Below are 22533 nucleotides of genomic sequence, written 5' to 3' on the forward strand. Positions count from 1 at the left end.
GACGCTCCCGGCACGGTGTCACACCGCGCCCGGCCCCTGCTTGCCCCGGCCCACCGGCCCGCGCCCCGACAGCACCTCGCCGTAGGCCTGCATCAGATCCGGGAGCCGCAGCGTCGACAGGTCCTGACGGGTCAGCTCGCCCGGATAGCCGGAGAGCCGCAGATCACGGTAGGCGCAGCTCTTCTCGTACAGCGTCCGCAGGAAGCGACCGTTGCCCAGCTCGTCGATCCAGCCCTGGTCCACCACATGGCCGCTGATGGAGCGCAGCTCGTCCACCGCCTCCTCGTCCCACACGTCGTCGTTCTCGGCGGCCAGGACGCTCCCGATCGCGGTGAGTTCGAGCGGCCGGTAGCTGGGGAAGTCGACCCGGCTGGTGAAGCGGGAGGAGAGACCCGGGTTGGTGGCGAGCAGCCGGTCCATGCCTTCCGGGTAGCCCGCGAGGATGACGACGAGATGGTCCCGGTTGTCCTCGGCCCGCTTGAGGAGCACCTGAAGCGCCTCGTCGCCGTACGCGTCGCCCTTGCTGTAACCGGAGTTGGCCAGGCTGTACGCCTCGTCGACGAACAGCACCCCGCCGAGCGCCGAGTCGATGAGCTCATTGGCCTTGACCGCCGTCTGACCCAGGAACTCGCCCACCAGGTCGGACCGTTGCGCCTCGACCAGGTGGTCGCCGCCGAGCAGCCCGAGGGCGTAGAAGACCCGGCCCAGGATGCGCGCCACCGTGGTCTTGCCGGTGCCGGAGGGGCCGGAGAAGACGAAATGGCGCTTCGGCGGCTGGACGGGCAGACCCTGCTCGGCCCGCAGCCGGGCCATGTTCAACTGCGCCGAGAGCGCCTTGACCTGCCGTTTGACCGGTTCGAGACCGACCATGCGCTCCAGCTGCGCCAGCGCCTCGGCCAGCAGGGCGGGATCGCTGGGCCCGGCCGGGAAGGGCGGCGGCTTGCGGGTTTTGGTGCGGCGGGCGCCCTCGACGGGCACGGTCGGGCCGGGCACCGGATCATCGCCGAGCAGCCCCGCCTCGCCCACTGCCCAGGACTCGCGCCCGTCCGCCAGATCGGTGCCGAGCGGCGCGTCGCCCTCCGGCTGCGCCTCCGCCCCCGGGACCCCCGCACCGAAACCGGTCAGGGTCACCGCGGCCAGATCCGCCGACTCGTCGTACCCGTCGCCCTCCACAAGCGCGGCGAGCCGGGCGGAGGTGTCCATGAACGCCGGATCGGCCCGGTGCACCGCCCGGTACAGCGGCAGGGCGGCCGCACTGCGCCCGGTGCCCTCGTGGGCCCGCGCCAGCCAGTAGCGCAGCTCCTTGCGCTGCGGCTGCTCGCTGCGGCAGCGCATCAGCGCGGCCGACAGCAGCGGCTCCGCCTGCCCGAACATCTCCAGCCGCACCCGCGCCATCCCGCCGAACAGACCCGCCTCGATGCCCAGCATCGGATCGTCGACGAGCTGCTCGGTGCAGCGCACCAACTGCTCCCAGTCCTTGACCAGATACGAGCGGCAGGCGTGCAGGAACCGCACCTGCGGATCCGCGTCCACCGGCGGCAGTCCGGCCAACGCCCGGTCCAGCTCGGGCACATGGCGTCCGTCCAGCCAGTGCGAGGCGTGCGCCAGCAGCAGATCGCGCGGGCTCTCCAGCACCGGCTGCACCCACCAGCCCAGCCAGTACCAGGAGTTGAGCGTACGGCGGTGGCGTGCGCGCTGTTCGCCGAAGCGGTCGCGGTGCCGGTACATGCGTAACAGGGCCGTGGTGGTGTCGATGCGCAGCGCGTGGAGGCCGAGCCAGCCGTCCGCCATGCCCGGATCGAACCGCACCGCGGCTCTGAACTCCTCCTCGGCCTGCGGGTAGGCGCCCATCGTGTAGGCGTCCATGCCACGCAGCCAGGCGAGGTCGGCAGGGGCTCCAGCGCCCTGTGTGCCGATGTCCATCAGGTCCCCCACAAACCGTGCCCCCAGGATGTCCCGCCCGCACAGCATGCCCACCGGAGCGTGCTGAATCACGGCGTGGAGGAAGGGAATTGACCACACCGAGCTGCATCGTACCCGCGCACGGGGAGGTGTCCGCTCGATGACCGGCCTTCGGGGGGCGGTGACCGAGGGTGAGTGAATCGCTCTGTGTGGTCGCCGGGGCGGCGGTGGGAGCACAGGGCGAAGCCCCCGATCACGGGGGAACAACCGGGGGCTTCGCGTCTGCGGGGGCTCCGAAAAGCCGCACAATGAGAACGTAAGACCAGTAAGGGCCCTCGGTCAAGCAGAGTTGGGGCACTTCCGGGCCGATTTCCGACTGCTCAGTATGGCGGGGCCTCCTGGCTACCGTGGGTGACGGTACGGTTCGCTCCCGCTGTCGCGCGGGGCCCCGGCAGCCACGCGTACCCCTCCGGCAACTGGCGTACCAGCGCGTCGGCGTGAGGCCGTGACGGATCTTCGGCGAAATGCCGTTCCTCGGCGAGCGTCCACCCGTCCCAGAACCCGGTGAGCCCGTCGCCGTCCCGGCGCCGGCCCCGCTCCCAGGACGTCTCCCGCTCCAGCTCCATCCAGCACAGCGCCGCCAGCCACGGACGCACCTCCCGGCGACCCGCGCCGACCCCCTCCACCAGCACCACCGGGGCCGGCTCCAGGGTCCGCGCCGGGCCGAAGCGGCGCTCCACCCAGTCGTACGGGGCATAGCGGGCGCTCTCACCGCGCGAGAGCGGCAGGAACACCTGCTCCAGCAGCCGCCCCGTCCAGCCGAACAGCTCCTCGTGCGTGGCGAGATCGTCCAGATGGAGGACCGGCGCACCGCCCAGCGCCGCCGCGAGCCGGGCGGCGAAGGTGCTCTTGCCCGAACCGGCGTGACCGTCGACCGCCACGAGCCGGACCGGTCCGCAGGAAGGGGGCAGTGAGCGCAGGTCATCGGCGTGGCGGGCCAGGTCGTCCATGGCTCCAGGGTACGTTCCGGCACGGAGCCGCCCCGGGCAGTGCCTCGAACCGTCGCAGGTCACGCCAGTGGTCCAGACCCATATTGGTCCGTCGGCGGTTGCCGAACCGCTGGCCCGATCCGGCCCGGAACCGGGATAGTTGGCGCACCGAACGGCACCCGCAGACCACCTTCCGCATCCGACCGGGGGTCACGACCATGACCAGTCCGACTTCGCGCAGAACCGTTCTGACCGCCGCGCTCGCGGCGGCGGCAGGCGCCGGCACGGTGGCCTCCGCCCCGTCCGCGACGGCCGCCGCGTCCTCGTCCACCGCCCCGTCCTCGCCCGCCGGCTCCGCCGCCGCCCCGAAGGTCCTCGTGGACAACCGCTTCTGGCACACCTACACCGACTGGCGCTGCGGCACGGGCGACGGCACCCGGGTGCTCCCCGGCGCCCGCCCCGGCCTGGTGATCGCCACCCCGGCCGGCCGCACCGACTACACCGACCCGCACACCGGTACGACGGCCGCCTGGGACTACGCCACCTGGACCTCCTCCGTCCACCGCTCCGCCGTCCCCGCCACCGAGGTGATCGCCTCCTGGAACGCCCGCACCCCGGCCGGCACCTGGATCCAGGTCGAGCTGAGCGGCGCCTACGCGGACGGCACCGCGACCCCCTGGTTCGTGATGGGCCGCTGGGCGGCGGGCGACGGCGACATCCGCCGTACGTCCGTCGACGGCCAGGGCGACCCGCACAGCTCCGTGTGGACGGACACCCTCTCGGTGGACGACCCGGCGAGCGGCGTGCGCCTGGTCTCCTACCGGCTGCGGCTCACCCTCCACCGCACCCCGGGCAGCCGTCTCACCCCGACCGTCTGGCGGGTCGGCGCGATGGCCTCCGACGTGCCCGACCGCTTCACCGTGCCCGCGACCACCCCCGCGCTCGCCCGCGAACTGCCCGTGCCCCGCTACTCGCAGAACATCCACATCGGGCAGTACCCCGAGTACGACAACGGCGGCGAGGCGTGGTGCAGCCCCACCTCCTCGCAGATGATCATCGAGTACTGGGGCCGCCGCCCCACCGCGGAGGACCTCGCCTGGGTCAAGCCCGGCCTGCCCGACCCCCAGGTCTGCCACGCCGCCCGCAACACCTACGACTACGAGTACGGGGGCTGCGGCAACTGGCCGTTCAACGCCGCCTACGCCGCCACGTACCGCGACATGAACGCCGTCGTCACCCGGCTCGGCTCGCTCACCGACGTGGAGCGGCTGATCCGCGCCGGAATCCCGGTCATCACCTCGCAGTCCTTCCTGAAGGAGGAACTGACCGGCGCCGGATACGGCACGTCGGGCCACCTGATGACGGTCATCGGCTTCACCCCCGAGGGCGACGTCATCGCCAACGACCCGGCCTCGCCCGACAACGACGCGGTACGCCGCGTCTACCGGCGGCGCGAATGGGAGAACATCTGGCTCCGCACCAAGCGCTACGACGCGAACGGTCAGGTCAGAAGCGGCACGGGCGGGGTGTGCTACGTCTACTGGCCGGCCCGCCCGACCCCCTCCCAGCAGCGGGTCCTGCGGTCGCTCGGTCTGGTGTGAGCAGGCGCGGAGCCGCTTGAGCTCCGCGCGCCCGTGAGGAAGCGGAAAAGTTGCCCGGGACGCTTCGGCGTTCCGGGCAACGCGCGTTCCGGGCACCGTGACCGCCGCGTCCGGAACGCATCCGCGACCGGCGGATGTCACTTTCCGTGGAAACCCGCGAAGCGCTTTGTGGCGTGGTGCGGCCGAACGCGTCAGGCCGGCGTCAAGGATTTCCGGTCCTCGTATGGAGCCCGTCAAAGCGGCTTACCCGGGGACCGAAACCGAGGTTTGCTCATCTCGGCCACCGGGCCGATTTCCCTTCCCCACGTCAATCAGGAGCTCGCGATGGCCGATCTGGCCTTCGTCGTCACCACGGTCGCGGTATTCGCGCTGGTGGCAATCATCGCCCGAGGGGTGACCAAGCTGTGACCGCCGAGAATGTCGTCGGCCTCGTCGTGGCCGTCTCCCTCATCGGGTATCTCGTTCTGGCTCTCCTTTACCCGGAGAGGTTCTGAGTTCTGATATGAGTTCCCAGATCGCTGGTGTACTCCAACTGCTCGCCCTGATCGTCGCCCTCGCGCTGGCATATCGCCCGCTGGGCGATTACATGGCCACGGTCTACTCCTCCGAGAAGAACTACACACCGGAGAAGTGGATATACAAGGTCATCGGCGCCCATCCGGCCGCCGAAATGCGTTGGCCCGCCTATCTGCGCGCCGTGCTCGCCTTATCGGCGGTGAGTGTCCTTTTCCTGTATCTGCTGCAACGGGTACAGGGCTCGCTGCCCGGTTCGCTCGGCTTCTCCTCCATCGACCCGGACCAGGCGTTCAACACCGCCGCGTCCTTCGTCGCCAACACCAACTGGCAGTCCTACTACGGCGAACAGGCGATGGGCCACGTCGTACAGACCGGCGGCCTCGCGGTGCAGAACTTCCTGTCCGCCGCCGTCGGCATGGCCGTCGCGGTGGCGCTCGTACGCGGCTTCGCCCGGTCCCGTACCGGCGAACTCGGCAACTTCTGGGCCGACCTCGTGCGCGGCACCGTCCGCGTCCTGATCCCGATCTCGGTGATCGGCGCGATCGTGCTGGTCGCCTGCGGAGCGATCCAGAACTTCTCCGGCATCCACCAGGTCGGACAGTTCACGGGCGGTACCCAGGAATGGAACGGCGGCGCGGTCGCCTCCCAGGAGGCCATCAAGGAGCTCGGCACCAACGGCGGCGGCTACTTCAACGCCAACTCCGCCCACCCCTTCGAGAACCCGAACCCCCTCTCCAATCTCTTCGAGATCTTCCTCATCCTGCTGATCCCGTTCGCACTGACGCGGACCTTCGGCCGGATGGTCGGTTCGCTGAAGCAGGGGTACGCGATCCTCGGCGCGATGGCCGTCGTCTGGATCGGCTTCACGGCCCTGATGATGTGGACCGAGTTCGCCCACCGGGGCCCGGCGTTCGAGATCGCGGGCGGGGCCATGGAGGGCAAGGAGACCCGCTTCGGGATCGCCGGCTCGTCGATCTTCGCGGTCGCCACGACACTGACCTCGACCGGCGCGGTGAACTCCTTCCACTCCTCGTACACCGGCTTCGGCGGCGGCATCACGATGCTCGGCATGCAGCTCGGCGAGATCGCCCCCGGCGGCGTCGGCTCCGGCCTCTACGGCATGCTGATCATGGCGGTCATCGCGGTGTTCATCGCCGGACTGATGGTCGGGCGCACCCCGGAGTACCTCGGCAAGAAGATCGGCACCCGCCAGATCACGTTCGCGGCCTGCTACCTCCTCGTCACCCCGGCGCTCGTGCTCGGCTTCACCGCGGTCGCGATGGCCCTGCCGACCCCCGCCGACTCGATGACGAACTCCGGCGCGCACGGCTTCTCCGAGATCCTGTACGCCTACACCTCCGGCGCCAACAACAACGGCTCCGCCTTCGCCGGGCTGGGCGCCGACACCCAGTGGTTCAACACCACCATCGGCATCGCCATGCTGCTCGGCCGCTTCCTCCCGATCGTCTTCGTGCTGGCTCTCGCCGGCTCGCTCGCCGAGCAGAAGCCCGTACCCGAGACCGCGGGCACGCTGCGCACCGACAAGCCGCTCTACACGGGACTGCTCGTCGGCACGATCCTCATCGTCACCGGACTCACCTACTTCCCCGCCCTCGCGCTGGGGCCGCTCGCCGAAGGGCTCGCCTCATGAGCACCGTCACCCCCGTCCGCGCTCCCCACGGAGACCTGCCGCCCACCGGTGGCCGAGGAACAGCCCACCGTGTCGGCACCGGATTCTTCGACCCCCAGCAGCTCCTGAGGTCCCTCCCGGACGCGCTGCGCAAGCTCGACCCGCGCGTGATGATCAAGTCGCCGGTGATGTTCGTCGTCCTGGTCGGCTCGGTGGTCACCACCGTGCTGGCCCTCACGGATCCGACCGACCGGTTCGGCTGGGCGATCACCGCCTGGCTCTGGCTGACCACGCTCTTCGCCAATCTGGCGGAGGCGGTGGCGGAGGGCCGGGGCAAGGCCCAGGCCGACACGCTGCGCCAGGCCAGGACCGACACCGTCGCGCGCCGGGTCGTCGGCGCGCACGAGGAGCGGGTCGCCGGAACGGAACTGCGCGTCGGGGACCTGGTGGTCTGCGAGGCCGGAGACATCATCCCCGGCGACGGGGACGTCGTCGAGGGCGTCGCCTCCGTCGACGAGTCCGCGATCACCGGCGAGTCCGCCCCCGTCATCCGCGAGTCCGGCGGCGACCGTTCGGCCGTCACCGGCGGTACGCAGGTGCTGTCCGACCGCGTCGTCATCAGGATCACCGCCAGGCCGGGCGAGACCTTCATCGACCGCATGATCAGCCTGGTGGAGGGTGCGGCCCGGCAGAAGACGCCCAACGAGATCGCCCTGAACATCCTGCTGGCGTCCCTCACGATCGTCTTCCTGCTGGCCGTCGTCACCCTGAAGCCGTTCGCGATCTACGCGGGCGCGGACGACCAGACCTCGCTGATCGTGCTCGCGGCCCTGCTGGTGTGCCTGATCCCCACCACGATCGGGGCGCTGCTGTCCGCCATCGGTATCGCCGGGATGGACCGCCTCGTCCAGCGCAACGTCCTGGCCATGTCGGGCCGCGCTGTCGAGGCGGCGGGTGACGTATCGACCCTGCTCCTCGACAAGACCGGCACGATCACCCTCGGCAACCGCCAGGCGGCCGCGTTCGTCCCGGTCGAGGGCGTGACGGAAGCCGAACTCGCCGACGCCGCCCAGCTCTCCTCGCTCGCCGACGAGACGCCGGAGGGCCGGTCGATCGTCGTGCTGGCCAAGGAGGCGCACGGGCTGCGCGAACGGGACCGGGGGGAGCTCGCCGACGCCGAGTGGGTCGCGTTCACCGCACAGACCCGGATGTCGGGCGTCGACCTGGCCGGGCGGAAGGTCCGCAAGGGCGCGACCGGCGCGGTCGCGGCCTGGGTGAGGGAGCGGGGCGGGAGCGCGTCCGAGGACGCGCGGGCGCTCACCGACCGGATCTCCCAGGCCGGTGGCACGCCGCTGCTGGTGGCGGTGGAAGATGCTCGCGGCGCACGCGTCCTCGGCGTCGTCCACCTCAAGGACGTGGTGAAGGAGGGCATGCGGGAGCGGTTCGACGAGCTGCGCCGGATGGGCATCCGTACGGTCATGATCACGGGCGACAACCCGCTGACCGCGAAGGCGATCGCCGACGAGGCCGGGGTCGACGACTTCCTGGCCGAGGCGACGCCCGAGGACAAGATGGCCCTCATCAAGCGGGAACAGGCGGGCGGCAAGCTCGTCGCGATGACCGGCGACGGCACCAACGACGCCCCCGCCCTGGCCCAGGCCGACGTCGGCGTCGCGATGAACACCGGCACCTCGGCCGCCAAGGAGGCCGGGAACATGGTCGACCTCGACTCCAACCCCACCAAACTCATCGAGATCGTCGAGATCGGCAAGCAACTCCTCATCACCCGAGGCGCGTTGACGACGTTCTCCATCGCCAACGACGTCGCGAAGTACTTCGCGATCATCCCCGCCATGTTCGCCGTGGCCTACCCGTCGCTGGACCGGCTGAACATCATGGGGCTCGCCTCGCCCGAGTCCGCGATCCTGTCCGCCGTCATCTTCAACGCGCTGATCATCGTGGCCCTGGTGCCGCTCGCCCTCAAAGGCGTCCGCTACCGGCCCGCGAGCGCCGACCGGATGCTGCGCCGCAACCTCGGCCTCTACGGACTCGGCGGCCTCGTCGCTCCGTTCATCGGCATCAAGCTCATCGACCTGCTCCTCTCCCTCATCCCCGGAATCGGCTGATCCGCCATGACCCACCATGCCGTCAGCGGCACCGCACGCCTGCTCGGGGCAGGGCTCCGCGCCCTGCTCGTCCTGACCCTCGTCTGCGGAGTGATCTACCCGCTCGCCGTGACCGGCGTCGCCCAGGCCCTGTTCAGCGACAAGGCCAACGGCTCCGAGGTCGAGGACCGCAGCGGGCAGGTCGTCGGCTCCTCCCTCATCGGCCAGCGGTACGACCTCCCGATGAAGGAGGGCGAGGAGTCGCCCGCCCCGGACCTGAAGTGGTTCCAGCCACGCCCCTCCAACGGCCTCGGCAGCAACAGCGTCAACACCCGGTACTCCCTGATCCTCTCCGGCGCCACCAACCGCTCCGGCGACAACGAGGAGTTGATCCGGTGGGTGAAGGACGCCAAGGCGGCCGTGGTGAAGGACAACTCCACCGCCACGTACGAGGTCGAGCCCGCCGATGTGCCGGCCGACGCCGTCACCTCGTCCGGCTCCGGCCTGGACCCGGACATCTCACCCGCGTACGCGAAGCTCCAGGTCCACCGGGTCGCCGAGCGGAACGGACTCGACGTCAAGGAGGTCGAGGGCCTGGTCGCCGACCACACCACCGGCCGGCTCCTCGGCTTCATGGGTGAGCCCCGGGTGAACGTCCTGGAGCTGAACACCGCACTCAGGAGCCTGACCCGGGGCTGAGAGCGCGCAGCCCGAGGGCGAGGCGCGCTACCCGGTCGCGTGCGCCCAGTGGCGGGACCCGCCACATGCGCGCCCGGGGGCCTTCGGTGGGGTGGGGACGCAGGTCGGCGCCCCCCACCCCACCGACGCGTCAGGCGGTACGTCGTCGGCGTACCGCCCCCACCACCGCGTCGACCACCAGGAACCCGGCCAGCGTCACCCCCAGGACCGGCAACGCCCAGCCCAGCGCGGCCACGGCCGGGATGCCCAGGACGAGGGCCGGCAGCGGAATCCGCCGCCACGCCCCGCGCTCCGGGGCCCTGCCGACCGGTGCGGACCGGTCGTCCCGGGTGGGCCGCCGCTGCCACCACATGCGGTAGCCCCAGACGATCACCGCGGTCAGGCCGAGCGCCAGGAGCGCCAGCGCGATCTGGTTGACGACGCCGAACAGCACGCCCATGTGGCCCTGCACGCCCAGCTTGCTGAGCTTGTTCAGCGCCGGGTGGTCGGCCCAGCGGGTGCGCGAGGTGATCTCGCCGCTCGTCGTGTCCACGGCCACCCGGTCGTAATGCACCGGCCAGGTGTTGTCGGTCTGCGCCACGACCCACGCGCTCGACGCGTCCGCCGGAGGCGTCACCTCCACGATCCCGCCGAGGCCCGCGCCCCTGGCCGCCGCGAGAGCCGCATCGAAGTCCGCCGGGTCGGCGTCGGCCGCCGTGCCCCCGGAACCGCCGTGTCCGGCGTGCTCCGAGTGGTCCTCGGCGGGGGCATCGGCGCCGGGCAGCGCCGTGTCCAGGGCCGGGGCGTTGCCGTTGGCCGCGTCCAGCAGCCGCCCGAAGCGCTCGCCGCCGTACTGCGACCACGTGAGGCCGGTGGCGCTCAGGAACAGCAGGCCCAGCGCCAGCCACACCCCGGTCGCCGCGTGCCGGCTCCGGGTCCGCCGCACCCCCTTGGCCGTACGGTCCGGAAGCAGCACGCCCCGGGCCGACTTCGCACGCCGGCCCCGGGCGCGCCCGAGCCACAGGACGAGGCCGCCCACGACGGCCACCCACAGCCAGCTCGCGGCGACCTCGGAGTACAGGCGGCCGGTGTCGCCCAGGTGCAGATTGCGGTGCAGGTCGTCGAGCCAGGTGGTGAGCGGCGTCGACCCGAACCAGGTCGTCAACTCGCCCCGCACCTCGGCGGTGTACGGGTCGACGAAGACCGTGCGCTGGTTCTCGCCCAGCTCCGGCACCGCGAGCACCACCCGGGTGGTGTCCTCGGGGCCCGGCGGTGTGATCACCGAGGCCAGTGTGCCCTCGGGGTACGCGGACCGCGCCGCGGCGATCTGCTCGGACAGCGGGCGCACCTCGTCGCCGACCCGCTCGACCCGCAGCTGGTCGCCGTAGACGAGCCGGTCGAGCTGGGGCGTCAGGGTGTAGGCCAGCCCGGTCAGCGCGGCCACCAGCAGGAAGGGGGCGACGAGCACCCCGGCGTAGAAGTGCAGCCGGACCAGGAGATGCCGGACCTCCGCCCAGGAGCGGGCCTGGCTCCGCGCCGGTCTCTCTGCCGGGGTGTCGGTCCGGGTGTCGGTCGGATCGTGGTCGTGTTGCGTTATGTGTTCGGTTCTGTGGGACATGGGTGCTCCTCGGAGGGCGGACGGTGGCGGACGCGCGCCCGACGCCTCCCGCACGCATGCCTGATGGACGCCGGGTCGCTTCCGGCGTCGACGGCTGGTGCGGGGGAGGTCAGGCGGGGGCCACCGAAGGCGGCCCGCGCCGGGACCGGGACCGGGCGAGGAGCGCCCCGAACCGGATCCGCGCCACCACCGGCGGCGCCGGGCGCGGCCGGGGCGGGCAGGGCAGCGAGGAGGCCCACCGGAGGACGATCAGCGGGGCGACCAGGGCCGCGAGGCGCCGCAGGACCCGCTCCCCGTACAGCACGCACAGGGCCGTCCCGAGCGTCGCCGCCGCGTGGGCCCCGGTCATCCCGGCGTCCATGGCGTGCCCGCCGCCCGCGTCCATGCCGGGGCCCGCGGCCGGGCCGGGCATGTGGTGCGCGTGACCGGCCGGCATCCCGGGGTGCGGAGCCCCGCCGGGGACGGGAGGAAGTGGAACGCGTTGTGCAGGGCGAACTGCGTAGCGCCGAGCACCAGGACCACGAGGTCGAAGCGGTGCCGTCGGCCGCCCAGGAGCAGCGCTCCCTGCACGGTCAGGGCGAGGAGCAGGAGGCCGAGCACCCCCGCGCCGGGCAGGCGTCCGCCCGCCGCGACATGGCTTACGGCACCGAGCACCAGGCATGCCGAACCGCAGAGCAGGCCCCTGGCCGCTCGCCTCGGCAGGCCGCCCGGTGCACGCATGGGCTCAAGGTAGCCAGCCGCCCGACGAGGCTCGGCGGCGGGCTCGGTACCGCGGTCTCTTCCCATGGGGCAGTAGTCGGCCGAGTGGCTGAAATGGTTCCCACGGGTGTCCTGATTCTTTCCGCGCGTGCCCTGAACCGAGAATCGGCCCGGACCCGGTGTGGCGTCGCCCACAGCGCGCCCCGCCCGTGCCCTCGGCTCCGGTGGCCCATTTCCGTACCGTTGCGCGGGAGCCGGACGCCCGTGGACGCCTCGGCCGCATCGGACCGTGACCGGGATCTCGTTCTGTACGGCCCGGGGCGCTGGCACTCTGGTCGGGTCACGGGGGACCCAGCCCACGCCGTACGAAGAGCGAGACGCCATGACCGCGACCACCGCCGCAGGAAACGCCCACCACGCCCGCCGCGCGCGCACCGGCGGCCCCGAGGACGGCTCGAAGCTGATGGAGCACATCGCCGGCTGGGCCTTCGTGGTCGTGTTCGCGATGCTGGTCACCCAGCTCGGTCTGCTGTGACGGCCTGAGGGCCGCGGGAGGCGACGGCGCACGAAAGGGCGGGGCGCCCGCCCGGCACCCCGCCCGTGGTGTTCGTCTGCCCCGTGAGAGCCGGTCGACCGGAGAGTCAGCTGATCGCCTTGATCAGCTCGCCGTTCCCGGTGTCACCGCTCAGCTCCCAGAAGAACGTGCCGCCGAGGCCCTGCTCGTTCTTGTAGGTCATCTTGGTGCCGATGGTCTCCGGGGTGTCGTAGCTCCACCAGTTGTTCCCGCAGTGGGCGTACGCCGTGCCGGCCACCGTGCCCGTGGCGGGGCAGCTGCCCTTGAGGACCTTGTAGTCCTCGATGCCGGGCTCGTAGGTGCCCGCCGCCGCACCGGTGGCGCTGCCGCCCGGCTCGGACTGCGTCACGCCGGTCCAGCCGCGGCCGTAGAAGCCGATGCCCAGCAGCAGCTTCTCCGACGGGATGCCCAGCGACTTCAGCTTGGAGATCGCGGCGTCGGAGTTGAAGCCCTCCGTCGGGATGCCCGGGTAGGACGTCAGCGGGGAGTGCGGGGCCGTCGGGCCCTGCGCCGCGAAGGCGCCGAAGAAGTCGTATGTCATCGGCAGGTACCAGTCGAGGTGTTGCGCCGCCCCCGCGTAGTCCACCGCGTCGATCTTGCCGCCGTCGGAGCCGTCCGCCGTGATCGCCGAGGTGATCAGGTTGTCGTCCCCGAAGGACTTGCGCAGCTCGCCCAGCAGGTTGCCGTAGGCGTCGCGGCCGCTGGTGTCACAGGTGAGACCGCAGGCGTTGGGGTACTCCCAGTCGATGTCGATGCCGTCGAAGACATCGGCCCAACGGGGGTCCTCCACCAGGTCGTAGCAGGACTTCGCGAACGCGGCCGGGTTCTGCGCGGCCTCACCGAAGCCGCCGGACCAGCTCCAGCCGCCGAAGGACCAGAGGATCTTCAGATCGGGGTGGAGCTCCTTCAGCTTGCGCAACTGGTTGAAGTTGCCGCGCAGTTCCTGGTCCCAGGTGTCGGCGACCCCGTCGACCGACTCCTCGGCGGTGTAGGCCTTCTCGTAGTCGGCGTAGGAGTCGCCGATCTGGCACTTGCCGCCCGTCACATTGCCGAAGGCGTAGTTGATGTGGGTGAGCTTGTCTGCGGAACCCGACGTCACGATGTTCTTGACGTGGTAATTGCGGTCGTACGTACCCCAGTTGGTGAAGTATCCGATCACCTTGTCGCCCGCCGCCGTGGGGGCGGCCTCGGCGGCGGCAGGGGCCGCGGCCGGCTGTGCGGCGGGGGCCGCGCCGGCCGGGGACATACCGGCGACGCCGAGCAGGGTGGCGCCGAGGGCCGCCGTACAGGCGGCCGCGGCGAGCGCCCGGAGCCGGGCGCGGGGACGGTGCAGCTTGAGCATCGTGGCTCCTCGTGGGGGAGGGCTGGTGCGTGGGGGGTGCGGGTCGAGCGCCGGGCAGCTGCGCCCGGTTTGACATGAACGCGTTAGGCGTTCGGTGGAACCGTAGAAGGACTAGACCAGTTGGGTCAATGGTTCGGACCAATTCGCTGATCTCCCGGCGGCCTTCCATGCCGTCCGACCTGCCCGTCGCCCCGTGACGGGAGGCAGCCGATCGGGCATACTCAACCCGCCACAGCCGATGACCGCGCCACCCGTGACCCGGGAGGGCAGGATCGGCGGGGCAGTCTGTTTTTCCCGGGTCACTTCCGGGAGATCACCCGGCGGCGCCTCTCACACCCCGAGCGCGCGACCGTCGCAACGCCCGACAGGGAGGAGAGCGCCGTCATGTCCGACCGTGCCCCGCAGCCGGTGGAACGCCGTCTGCCCACCGAGGAGTCCCGGCAGCTCGTCGCGCTCGTCCGCGACATCGCGTCGAAGGAGATCGCTCCCCGGGCGGCCGAGGAGGAGGACGCGGGCGTCTTCCCGCGCGAGGTCTTCACCCTCCTGTCCGAGGCCGGACTCCTGGGACTCCCGTACGACTCCGCCCACGGCGGCGGCGACCAGCCCTACGAGGTCTACCTCCAGGTGCTGGAAGAGCTGGCCGCCGCCCGGCTCACCGTCGGACTCGGCGTCAGCGTCCACTCCCTCGCCTGTCACGCCCTCGCCGGATACGGCACCGACGAGCAGCGCGCTGCGCACCTGTCGGCGATGCTCACCGGCGGCCTGCTGGGCGCCTACTGCCTCTCCGAGCCCGCCTCCGGCTCCGACGCCGCCTCGCTGCGCACCAAGGCCGTACGGGACGGGGACGACTGGGTCGTCACCGGCACCAAGGCCTGGATCACCCACGGCGGCGTCGCCGACTTCTACACCGTCCTCGCCCGCACCGGCGTCGAGGGCCCCCGCGGCATCACCGCCTTCCTCGTCCCCGGCGACGCCGAGGGGCTGAACGCGGCGCTCCCCGAGAAGAAGATGGGGATGAAGGGCTCGCCCACGGCCCAGCTCCACTTCGACGGCGTACGGGTCGGCGACGACCGGCGCATCGGCGAGAAGGGCCAGGGCTTCGCCATCGCCCTGTCCGCGCTCGACTCCGGGCGCCTCGGCATCGCCGCCTGCGCGATCGGGGTCGCCCAGGCGGCCCTGGACGAGGCCGTCCGGTACGCCACCGACCGGCGTCAGTTCGGCCGTCCCATCGCGGACTTCCAGGGGCTGCGGTTCATGCTCGCCGACATGGCCACCCAGATCGAGGCCGGCCGGGCGCTCTATCTGGAGGCGGCCCGGCTGCGCGACGCGGGGGAGCCCTTCTCCCGGCAGGCCGCCATGGCGAAGCTGTTCTGCACGGACGCGGCCATGCGGGTGACCACCGACGCCGTCCAGGTGCTCGGCGGCTACGGCTACACGCTCGACTTCCCGGTCGAACGGCTGATGCGCGAGGCGAAGGTGCTCCAGATCGTGGAGGGCACCAATCAGATCCAGCGCATGGTCATCGCGCGCCACCTCGCGGGTCCCGAGACGCGCTGAACCGCAACGGCGCCTCGGGCCACGGGGGCAGTGCCGCGGCCTGGCTCCACTCCGGGTCGCGGCGGCCCGGCACGGTCCGGCCCGCGCTCTCCCACTGTCTGAGCAGCGCGCTGTAGATCGGCGGGTCCGCGGGGGAGCCCATGGGCGAGGCTCCGGTGGAGCGGGGCAGCGGCTGTGCGGGCGTACCCGGCTGCGGAACCGATTCTTCGGGGGCGGGTGCGGCGAGCCGGCGGCGACCCGAACCGACTGTTGATTGCAGCGTGGTCATACGGGGCCAACGCGGCAGGGCGGGCCGGGGTCACTGCCATGCCGATTCGAGCGCCCGTTCGCGGGGGCCCGCACTCGCGCCGGCGGCCGTGGACGCGGAACCGCGAGCACCACGGCGGCCGGGCCGTCGTGGTGCCGGGCGTCGCGTACGGCGAACGGGTCAGGCGGCCTCGCGCCGCATCCGCGGCACCCGCAGCGGACGGGAGCCGGGGCCTCCGGCGTGCGAGAAGGGCTGCATCCGCCAGTCGAGCCCCTGGGGGAGCGTCAGCAGCAGCCCGGTCTCCTGCTCCTGGAGCTCCAGCGTCTCGTCCGCGGGCCGGGCGTCGCTCACGCCGCGCCCGGTTCCGGAGCAGACGGTGAGGACGAAGGGGTTCCACGGCGTGGGGCACCGGGCGTGCTCCGGCAGGACGTCCTCGTCGGCCAGCAGCGCGATGGGCTGGGCGCAGTCCGGGCAGACCACCCGGACCATCTCGAACATGTCGTACGCGTCGGCGGTACCGTCGTCGTCCGGATCGACAGGCTCCGGTTCGGTACGTCCGGTGAGCTTCAGGCTCTGCATGGAAATTCCCCCCTCGGGTGGGCCGACAAGGCGCCACGGCCTCGACCACAGCAAGCACTTCCCGTCGCGCGTGGCCGATAACCGTGAGGCGGCCCGCTACCGACCCGTAAACCTGTGGCATTCGTCACATGCCGCCCGCAGGTGCCGTTCCGTGACCCGCGCGACTGTGCCGAGGGGCTCCCTGGGCCATAGGTTGATCCGCATGGAGGAGCTGGACCGTCAGATCGTTGAGTTGCTCGTCAAGGACGGGCGGATGAGCTACACCGACCTGGGCAAGGCCACGGGCCTGTCCACCTCGGCGGTTCATCAGCGCGTCCGTCGACTGGAGCAGCGCGGGGTGATCCGCGGCTATGCCGCGGTCGTCGACCCCGAGGCCGTCGGGCTGCCCCTCACCGCGTTCATCTCGGTGAAGCCGTTCGACCCGAGCGCACCCGACGACATCGCCGAACGGCTCGCCGGGGTGCCCGAACTGGAGGCCTGCCACAGCGTCGCCGGTGACGAGAACTACATCCTCAAGGTGCGGGTCGCGACCCCGCTGGAGCTGGAACACCTGCTCACCCGGATCCGTACGCTCGCCGGTGTGTCCACCCGGACCACCGTCGTCCTGTCCACCCCGTACGAGGCCCGGCCCCCGCGCATCTGAGCGGCAGGACACGCCCCAGCCCGCTACGGAGGGGGTCGGGGACCGGCCCGCGGCCCGCAGGCGCGAGACTGGTCCCATGAGCCAGAGCACCGCCCCCCAGAGCGCCCCCGAACACCGCACCGTGCTGTTGCGCGGCGGAGACGTCCACAGCCCCGCCGACCCGTTCGCCACCGCGATGGTCGTCGAACGCGGGCATGTCGCCTGGGTGGGGTCCGAGGGGGCCGCCGACGCCTTCGCGAGCGGCGTCGACGAGGTGGTCGACCTCGAAGGGGCCCTGGTCACCCCGGCGTTCACCGACGCGCATGTGCACACCACCGCCACCGGCCTGGCCCTGACGGGGCTCGACCTCTCCGCCGCCCGGACGCTCGCCGAGGCCCTCGACCTCGTCCGTGCGTTCGCGAACCGGCACGCCGCGGGCGACGTCCTGCTCGGCCACGGCTGGGACGCCGCCCGCTGGCCCGAGCGGCGCCACCCCTCGCGCGCCGAGCTCGACGAGGCGGCCGGCGGCCGGGCCCTGTACCTGCCGCGGATCGACGTGCACTCCGCGGTCGTCACGACGGCTCTGCTGGACCTCGTCCCCGGCGTCACCGCGATGGCCGGATACCACCCGGACGCGCCGCTGACCGGCGACGCCCACCACGCCGTACGGGCCGCCGCCCACGGCGCGCTGTCGTCCGCCCAGCGGACCGCCGCCCAGCGCGCCGCCCTCGACCACGCCGCCTCCCTCGGCATCGGCAGCGTGCACGAGTGCGGCGGGCCCGAGATCTCCGACGAGGAGGACTTCACCGGTCTCCTCGCCCTCGCCGCCGAGCATCCCGGGCCGCGCGTCTTCGGCCTCTGGGCCGAGGAGATCGCGGACGAGAAGGACGCCCGGCGCATCCGCGAACTGGGCGCGATCGGCGCCGCCGGCGACCTGTTCGTCGACGGCTCCCTCGGCTCGCACACCGCCTGTCTGCACCAGCCCTACGCGGACGCCCCGCACACCGGAACCGCCCATCTGGACGCCGCCCGCATCGCCGCCCATGTCGCCGCCTGCACCGAGGCGGGCCTCCAGGCGGGCTTCCACGCCATCGGCGACGCCGCGGTCACCGCCGTCGTGGACGGGATCAGGGCCGCCGCCGGGACACTGGGCCTCGACCGGATCCGGGCCGCCCGCCACCGCGTCGAACACGCCGAGATGCTCACCCCCGAGACCATCGCCGCCTTCGCCGAACTGGGCCTCACCGCCTCCGTCCAGCCCGCCTTCGACGCCGCCTGGGGCGGCCCGGAGGGGATGTACGCCGAGCGCCTGGGCGCGGAGCGGGCCGCCGGCCTCAACCCGTACGCGGCACTGCTGCGCACCGGAGTGCCGCTGGCCTTCGGCTCCGACAGCCCGGTCACCCCGCTCGACCCCTGGGGCACCGTCCGGGCCGCCGCCCACCACCGCACCCCGGAGCACCGCATCTCGGTCCGCGCCGGGTTCACCGCGCACACCCGGGGCGGCTGGCGGGCCGTGGGCCGCGACGACGCGGGCCTCCTGGTGCCCGGCGCCCCGGCCGACTACGCCGTCTGGCGCACCGCCGAACTCCTGGTCCAGGCCCCGGACGACCGGGTCGCCCGATGGTCCACCGACCCCCGGTCCGGCACGCCGGGACTGCCGGACCTGACGCCCGGGGCCGCCCTTCCCGTCTGCCTGCGGACGGTGGTCTTCGGACAAACTGTCTACGTGCGACCGAACGAGTGACGTCGGGACATTTCGTACCGCCGATCGATGGCCCGATGGCTGGTCCACGACCTGCGGCCCTTCCGCACTGACCAGGCAATTTCGGAAGAAGTCGCAGGTCGCACGGCTGTTGACAGAAAGCGCCCACGGGCCGGTAGGTTCGACCGGGTCCACCACAGGACGTCCGACCGGTTAAACCTCCACGCAGTCGTCGAACGCCGCTGGGTCATGAGGTGGTGTGCCGCACCGGCCCACCACCGCTGGCAGCCAGGTTCAGCGCCCGCGCCTCGGGGGCGAGGGAAGGTTGCAGCCGGACGGAGGGTGGGACCCGGGTGGGGCCCGGACGTTCAGTAGACAACGGCTTTCGGTCGACCCGCAGCCAGCGGGTCCCAGGTCGGCCCGAAGGGCGCCGGGCCCCGATCCGAAGTTCCGACGTGGGGGCGCGTTCTGTCGGCCGCCGTGCTGGATATGGTGTCCCCCTGTGTACGGACTCTAAGGGGCAGTAGTGAACGACGGCGGTCAGAGGCAGTTCGGCCCGCTCGGCAAGGTCCTGGTGATCATTCCGACCTACAACGAGGTCGAGAACATCGGGCCGATCGTCGACCGGGTGCGCACCGCCGTCCCGGACGCCGACATCCTGGTGGCCGACGACAACAGCCCCGACGGCACCGGCAAGGCGGCCGACGAGATCGCCGCGGCCGACGACCACGTGCACGTCCTGCACCGCAAGGGCAAGGAAGGGCTCGGCGCCGCCTACCTCGCGGGCTTCGCCTGGGGCTCCGAGCACGGCTACGGCGTACTCGTCGAGATGGACGCCGACGGCTCCCACCAGCCCGAGGAACTGCCCCGGCTGCTCACCGCGCTCAAGGGCGCCGACCTGGTCCTCGGCTCCCGCTGGGTGCCGGGCGGCCGCGTGGTCAACTGGCCCAAGAGCCGCGAGGTGATCTCGCGCGGCGGCAGCCTCTACTCCCGGCTCGCGCTCGGCCTCTCCGTCCGCGACGTCACCGGCGGCTACCGCGCCTTCCGCACCGAGACCCTCGACGGCCTCGGACTGGGCGAGGTCGCCTCGCAGGGCTACTGCTTCCAGGTGGACCTAGCCCGCCGCGCGGTCGAGGCGGGCTACCACGTGGTCGAGGTCCCCATCACCTTCGTCGACCGGGAGATCGGCGACTCGAAGATGAGCCGGGACATCCTCGTCGAGGCGCTCTGGCGGGTCACCGGCTGGGGCATCACCTCCCGCGCGAACAAGGTCATGGGCCGCAAGCCCCTCTGACCGCCGCCCCCGCGTGAGGGCGGACCGGCGATCGGGGGCGGACCGGCCCGCGCTTCATGATCACCCCCTTACGCCGTTTGCACGCCGGTACGGGCACACTGGGGGCATGACGACCGGCACTCCGCCCCCGACCCGTCCCCGGCGCTCGCGCGCCCGTAGATTCCTGCCGCTGGCCCTGGCCGCCTGGCTGGTCCTGGAGATCTGGCTGCTGACCCTGGTCGCCTCGGCCGCGGGCGGCCTCGCCGTCCTGCTGATCCTGGTGGCCGGCGCCGCGCTCGGCGCCGTGGTCATCAAGAGCGCCGGACGGCGTGCCTTCAAGAACCTCACCGAGACCCTCCAGCAGATGCCGGGACAGCCCGGCGCCACGGAGGCCCCGCAGGTCACCGGCGGAAAAGCCTCCCAGGGCAACGGGCTGCTGATGCTCGGCGGCCTGCTGCTCCTGATCCCCGGCCTGATGTCGGACGCGGCCGGTCTGCTCCTGCTGGTGCCGCCGATCCGTACGCTGATCAGCCGCCGCGCCGAGCGGTCCCTGGAGCGCCGGATGCGGGCCGCTTCCCCCGGCAGCCTCTCGGACGCCTTCCAGCAGGCCAGGATGCACCGGCCGGACGGAAAGGTCGTCCAGGGCGAGGTCATCCGCGAGGACGGCACCCAGGCGCCCTCCGGACCCGACGACGACCCCCGGGGCCCTCGCCCGCCGCTCACCCCCTGAGGGGAGGGCGAGGCGGGAGACGCCAAGAGCCGCGGGCCGTGACACAGATGCTGTGTCACGGCCCGCGGCTCTTGGCGCTGTACTGCTGAGTGCTGCTGTATGACGTGCTGTGCGGTGTTACGCGGTCAGGCAGACTTCCTGCTGTCCCGCGGGTGCACGGCGATGTTCATGGCTCCGGAGCGCAGAACCGCCAGCCTCTCGGCCAGCACCTCCTCCAGCTCCTCGCGGGTGCGCCGCTCCATGAGCATGTCCCAGTGCGTGCGCGCAGGCTTGCCCTTCTTCTCTTCGGGGCCATCCCCGTCCACCAGGAGTGCCTGGGCGCCGCACGCCTTGCACTCCCACTCCGGCGGAATTTCCGCCTCTACCGAGAACGGCATCTCGAATCGATGTCCGTTCTGGCATGCGTACTCCACCGCCTGGCGCGGGGCCAGATCGATGCCGCGGTCCGTCTCGTAGCTGGTAACCACAAGTCGCGTGCCGCGGAGAGCTCGCTCACTCATGAATCGTGCCTCCCGGGCTTGTCGCCCACAGGACAAAATGTCGCTGTCGTCGTCATCCGGTCAACGTCCGGTCGGCGGCAAAGATTCCCGTTGCCGGTCATGCGTCGCCCGTCGTGCCGCTGCTTTATCTGGGTTGAGTACCCGCCCATGCCCGGTTTGTCACCTCTGGTGGATGTTGTCACCCAACGGTTGAACCGCTTCCACTCGCAGTAACGGTCCTCCGGGCAGGCCAAAGACGTATACTACCGGCCTTTGACTTCAACGTCTAAATTCGCTCCGGCACGGGGTTGCCCGCGGCCTGGATCGCCCGCCTCACCGGGACCCGCGCGAGCAGCACCGCGCCGAGGGCGAAGAACACGATCAGCGAGATGATCGCCTCCCGGTAGCTGCCGGTCAGCTGGTACGCCAGGCCGAACACCAGGGGCCCCAGCCAGCTCAGTCCGCGGTCGCTCATCTCGTACGCGGAGAAGTACTCCGCCTCCTTGCCGCGCGGCACCAGATGCGAGAACAGCGACCGCGACAGGGCCTGACTGCCGCCCAGCACCAGGCCGATCGCCGCCGCCAGAACGAAGAAGAACACCGGCGCGTCGGCCGGCAGCAGGTAGGCGGAGACCAGGATCAGGGTCCAGACGACCAGCGACCCGAGAATCGTCCGCTTGGCGCCGTGCGTCCGGGCCAGCCGCCCCATGCCGAGCGCCCCGGCGACCGCCAGGATCTGCACCAGCAGCACGGCGACGATCAGCGTCGTCTGATCCAGGCCCAGCTCCTCGGAGCCGTACAGCGAGGCCTGCGAGATCACCGTCTGGATCCCGTCGTTGTAGACGAGATAGGCGAGCAGGAAGGAGAGCGTCAGCGGGTGGCGCCGCATGTCGCGCAGGGTCGCCCGCAGCTGCTTCCACCCGGATCCGACCGTCCCCTCACCGCCCGGCTCCACCCGGCGGTCGCGCAGCCGGCGCAGCGGTACGAGAGTGAACGCGCCCCACCACACACCGGCCGACGCGAGGCAGATCCGCACCGCGTCGGACTCCGTGAGACCGAAGGACTCGTGGCCGGTGTACAGGATCAGGTTGAGGACCAGGACGAGGGCGCCCGAGGTGTAGCCGAAGGCCCAGCCGCGCGAGGAGACCGCGTCGCGCTCCTCCGGCCCGGCGATCTGCGGCAGATAGGCGTTGTACAGGACCATCGACACGGAGATCGAGGCGTTGGCCACGATCAGCAGGAACGCGCCCAGCAGATAGCGGTGACCGTCCAGGAAGAACATCCCGGCCGTCGCCGCCGCCCCCGTGTAGGCGGCAGCGGCCAGCAGCGGCTTCTTGCGCCCCGTACGGTCGGCCGCCGCGCCCACGATCGGCATCAGGATCACGGCCACCACGATGGAGGCCGAGACGGAGTACGCGAACAGCGAGCCCGCGCGCACGGGTATGCCCAGCGGGTGCACGAACCCGTCGGGATCGGCCGCCGCCCTGGCGATCGACGTCAGATACGGACCGAGGAAGACGGTCAGCACGCTGGTGGAGTAGACGGAGCAGGCGAAGTCGTAGAAATACCAGCCGTGCTGCTCGCGCTTGCGGGCGGCAGCCGTCCCGTCGCCCGGCGGTTGTCCGGACGGATCGGCCTTCCCTGCGGTCTCGGCGTTCATCCCGCGCCCCCTCGGTCGGTCCCCTGTGGA

General features: G+C 71.7%; 21 protein-coding genes. 12 read left to right on the plus strand and 9 right to left on the minus strand.

What is annotated here, in order from left to right; translation table 11 throughout:
• Positions 1 to 18 precede the first annotated feature (18 nt).
• Together G3I54_RS30470 and G3I54_RS30475 are read right to left on the minus strand one after the other, a co-directional pair.
• Positions 19 to 1923, minus strand: coding sequence for an AAA family ATPase (locus G3I54_RS30470; RefSeq protein ID WP_164619262.1), 1905 nt, complete (start codon positions 1921 to 1923; stop codon positions 19 to 21).
• 359 nt (positions 1924 to 2282) lie between these two features.
• Positions 2283 to 2912 (minus strand): hypothetical protein, encoded by a 630-nt coding sequence (locus tag G3I54_RS30475; RefSeq protein WP_164619264.1) that lies wholly within the window; start codon positions 2910 to 2912, stop codon positions 2283 to 2285.
• Between the two features lie 197 nt (positions 2913 to 3109).
• On the opposite strand from G3I54_RS30475, the gene G3I54_RS30480 reads away from it, so the two are divergent.
• From G3I54_RS30480 to G3I54_RS30500, 6 genes are all read left to right on the plus strand, one after another.
• On the plus strand, positions 3110 to 4492 hold the full coding sequence (locus tag G3I54_RS30480; protein ID WP_164619266.1) for a peptidase C39 family protein: 1383 nt from the start codon (positions 3110 to 3112) through the stop codon (positions 4490 to 4492).
• Positions 4493 to 4759: 267 nt separating this feature from the next.
• Complete coding sequence (locus G3I54_RS39115) at positions 4760 to 4900, plus strand: hypothetical protein (RefSeq protein ID WP_203687397.1); 141 nt, start codon at positions 4760 to 4762, stop codon at positions 4898 to 4900.
• Positions 4897 to 4986: a K(+)-transporting ATPase subunit F gene (kdpF, locus tag G3I54_RS30485; RefSeq protein WP_164619268.1), complete on the plus strand. Its 90-nt coding sequence runs from the start codon at positions 4897 to 4899 to the stop codon at positions 4984 to 4986. Before G3I54_RS39115 ends, kdpF begins: the two co-directional genes overlap by 4 nt.
• An 8-nt stretch (positions 4987 to 4994) precedes the next feature.
• Positions 4995 to 6659 (plus strand): potassium-transporting ATPase subunit KdpA, encoded by a 1665-nt coding sequence (kdpA, locus tag G3I54_RS30490; RefSeq protein ID WP_164619270.1) that lies wholly within the window; start codon positions 4995 to 4997, stop codon positions 6657 to 6659.
• Complete coding sequence (gene kdpB, locus G3I54_RS30495; protein WP_164619272.1) at positions 6656 to 8764, plus strand: potassium-transporting ATPase subunit KdpB; 2109 nt, start codon at positions 6656 to 6658, stop codon at positions 8762 to 8764. Before kdpA ends, kdpB begins: the two co-directional genes overlap by 4 nt.
• Before the next feature lie 6 nt (positions 8765 to 8770).
• Positions 8771 to 9442, plus strand: a complete 672-nt coding sequence (locus G3I54_RS30500; RefSeq protein WP_164619274.1) for a potassium-transporting ATPase subunit C — start codon at positions 8771 to 8773, stop codon at positions 9440 to 9442.
• 130 nt (positions 9443 to 9572) lie between these two features.
• Here the strand turns inward: G3I54_RS30500 and G3I54_RS30505 are convergent, their stop codons facing one another.
• From G3I54_RS30505 to G3I54_RS40205, 3 genes are all read right to left on the minus strand, one after another.
• Positions 9573 to 11039 (minus strand): PepSY domain-containing protein, encoded by a 1467-nt coding sequence (locus G3I54_RS30505; RefSeq protein ID WP_164619276.1) that lies wholly within the window; start codon positions 11037 to 11039, stop codon positions 9573 to 9575.
• Between the two features lie 109 nt (positions 11040 to 11148).
• Positions 11149 to 11388 (minus strand): hypothetical protein, encoded by a 240-nt coding sequence (locus tag G3I54_RS40200; protein ID WP_343240472.1) that lies wholly within the window; start codon positions 11386 to 11388, stop codon positions 11149 to 11151.
• Positions 11385 to 11759: a hypothetical protein gene (locus G3I54_RS40205; RefSeq protein ID WP_343240473.1), complete on the minus strand. Its 375-nt coding sequence runs from the start codon at positions 11757 to 11759 to the stop codon at positions 11385 to 11387. Before G3I54_RS40205 ends, G3I54_RS40200 begins: the two co-directional genes overlap by 4 nt.
• Before the next feature lie 361 nt (positions 11760 to 12120).
• Here G3I54_RS40205 and G3I54_RS30515 point away from each other — a divergent pair, with 361 nt between their 5' ends.
• Entirely contained in the window at positions 12121 to 12273 is a 153-nt protein-coding gene (locus tag G3I54_RS30515; RefSeq protein WP_018960604.1) for an SCO1431 family membrane protein, read from the plus strand.
• Between the two features lie 106 nt (positions 12274 to 12379).
• Here G3I54_RS30515 and G3I54_RS30520 read toward each other — a convergent pair whose 3' ends face one another.
• On the minus strand, positions 12380 to 13654 hold the full coding sequence (locus G3I54_RS30520) for a glycoside hydrolase family 18 protein (protein WP_164619278.1): 1275 nt from the start codon (positions 13652 to 13654) through the stop codon (positions 12380 to 12382).
• A gap of 384 nt (positions 13655 to 14038) precedes the next feature.
• Between G3I54_RS30520 and G3I54_RS30525 the strand changes: the two genes are divergently transcribed.
• Positions 14039 to 15211: an acyl-CoA dehydrogenase family protein gene (locus G3I54_RS30525; protein WP_164619280.1), complete on the plus strand. Its 1173-nt coding sequence runs from the start codon at positions 14039 to 14041 to the stop codon at positions 15209 to 15211.
• A gap of 427 nt (positions 15212 to 15638) precedes the next feature.
• Here the strand turns inward: G3I54_RS30525 and G3I54_RS30530 are convergent, their stop codons facing one another.
• Positions 15639 to 16037 carry a hypothetical protein gene (locus G3I54_RS30530; RefSeq protein ID WP_164619282.1) on the minus strand — a complete coding sequence of 133 codons (399 nt, stop codon included), beginning with the start codon at positions 16035 to 16037 and terminating at the stop codon, positions 15639 to 15641.
• Positions 16038 to 16239: 202 nt separating this feature from the next.
• Here G3I54_RS30530 and G3I54_RS30535 point away from each other — a divergent pair, with 202 nt between their 5' ends.
• From G3I54_RS30535 to fxsA, 4 genes are all read left to right on the plus strand, one after another.
• Entirely contained in the window at positions 16240 to 16680 is a 441-nt protein-coding gene (locus tag G3I54_RS30535; protein WP_010057405.1) for an Lrp/AsnC family transcriptional regulator, read from the plus strand.
• 76 nt (positions 16681 to 16756) lie between these two features.
• Positions 16757 to 18403 (plus strand): amidohydrolase, encoded by a 1647-nt coding sequence (locus G3I54_RS30540; protein ID WP_164619284.1) that lies wholly within the window; start codon positions 16757 to 16759, stop codon positions 18401 to 18403.
• A gap of 484 nt (positions 18404 to 18887) precedes the next feature.
• Complete coding sequence (locus G3I54_RS30545) at positions 18888 to 19655, plus strand: polyprenol monophosphomannose synthase (RefSeq protein ID WP_164619286.1); 768 nt, start codon at positions 18888 to 18890, stop codon at positions 19653 to 19655.
• Positions 19656 to 19761: 106 nt separating this feature from the next.
• Positions 19762 to 20364, plus strand: a complete 603-nt coding sequence (gene fxsA / locus G3I54_RS30550; RefSeq protein ID WP_164619288.1) for an FxsA family membrane protein — start codon at positions 19762 to 19764, stop codon at positions 20362 to 20364.
• 125 nt (positions 20365 to 20489) lie between these two features.
• Here fxsA and G3I54_RS30555 read toward each other — a convergent pair whose 3' ends face one another.
• Positions 20490 to 20864, minus strand: a complete 375-nt coding sequence (locus G3I54_RS30555) for an RNA polymerase-binding protein RbpA (protein ID WP_003959706.1) — start codon at positions 20862 to 20864, stop codon at positions 20490 to 20492.
• A gap of 265 nt (positions 20865 to 21129) precedes the next feature.
• Positions 21130 to 22503, minus strand: coding sequence for an MFS transporter (locus G3I54_RS30560; RefSeq protein ID WP_164619290.1), 1374 nt, complete (start codon positions 22501 to 22503; stop codon positions 21130 to 21132).
• Between the last annotated feature and the right edge of the window lie 30 nt (positions 22504 to 22533).

Source organism: Streptomyces sp. SID14515 (genome assembly GCF_010548505.1).
GTDB lineage: Bacteria > Actinomycetota > Actinomycetes > Streptomycetales > Streptomycetaceae > Streptomyces > Streptomyces caviscabies.

Bases quoted from the DNA above. Each gene is read 5' to 3' on its own strand.
- G3I54_RS30470 (WP_164619262.1), bottom strand. From the start codon at position 1,923: ATGGACATCGGCACACAGGGCGCTGGAGCCCCTGCCGACCTCGCCTGG.
- G3I54_RS30475 (WP_164619264.1), bottom strand. From the start codon at position 2,912: ATGGACGACCTGGCCCGCCACGCCGATGACCTGCGCTCACTGCCCCCT.
- G3I54_RS30480 (WP_164619266.1), top strand. From the start codon at position 3,110: ATGACCAGTCCGACTTCGCGCAGAACCGTTCTGACCGCCGCGCTCGCG.
- kdpA (WP_164619270.1), top strand. From the start codon at position 4,995: ATGAGTTCCCAGATCGCTGGTGTACTCCAACTGCTCGCCCTGATCGTC.
- kdpB (WP_164619272.1), top strand. From the start codon at position 6,656: ATGAGCACCGTCACCCCCGTCCGCGCTCCCCACGGAGACCTGCCGCCC.
- G3I54_RS30500 (WP_164619274.1), top strand. From the start codon at position 8,771: ATGACCCACCATGCCGTCAGCGGCACCGCACGCCTGCTCGGGGCAGGG.
- G3I54_RS30505 (WP_164619276.1), bottom strand. From the start codon at position 11,039: ATGTCCCACAGAACCGAACACATAACGCAACACGACCACGATCCGACC.
- G3I54_RS40200 (WP_343240472.1), bottom strand. From the start codon at position 11,388: ATGACCGGGGCCCACGCGGCGGCGACGCTCGGGACGGCCCTGTGCGTG.
- G3I54_RS40205 (WP_343240473.1), bottom strand. From the start codon at position 11,759: ATGCGTGCACCGGGCGGCCTGCCGAGGCGAGCGGCCAGGGGCCTGCTC.
- G3I54_RS30515 (WP_018960604.1), top strand. From the start codon at position 12,121: ATGACCGCGACCACCGCCGCAGGAAACGCCCACCACGCCCGCCGCGCG.
- G3I54_RS30520 (WP_164619278.1), bottom strand. From the start codon at position 13,654: ATGCTCAAGCTGCACCGTCCCCGCGCCCGGCTCCGGGCGCTCGCCGCG.
- G3I54_RS30525 (WP_164619280.1), top strand. From the start codon at position 14,039: ATGTCCGACCGTGCCCCGCAGCCGGTGGAACGCCGTCTGCCCACCGAG.
- G3I54_RS30530 (WP_164619282.1), bottom strand. From the start codon at position 16,037: ATGCAGAGCCTGAAGCTCACCGGACGTACCGAACCGGAGCCTGTCGAT.
- G3I54_RS30535 (WP_010057405.1), top strand. From the start codon at position 16,240: ATGGAGGAGCTGGACCGTCAGATCGTTGAGTTGCTCGTCAAGGACGGG.
- G3I54_RS30540 (WP_164619284.1), top strand. From the start codon at position 16,757: ATGAGCCAGAGCACCGCCCCCCAGAGCGCCCCCGAACACCGCACCGTG.
- fxsA (WP_164619288.1), top strand. From the start codon at position 19,762: ATGACGACCGGCACTCCGCCCCCGACCCGTCCCCGGCGCTCGCGCGCC.
- G3I54_RS30555 (WP_003959706.1), bottom strand. From the start codon at position 20,864: ATGAGTGAGCGAGCTCTCCGCGGCACGCGACTTGTGGTTACCAGCTAC.
- G3I54_RS30560 (WP_164619290.1), bottom strand. From the start codon at position 22,503: ATGAACGCCGAGACCGCAGGGAAGGCCGATCCGTCCGGACAACCGCCG.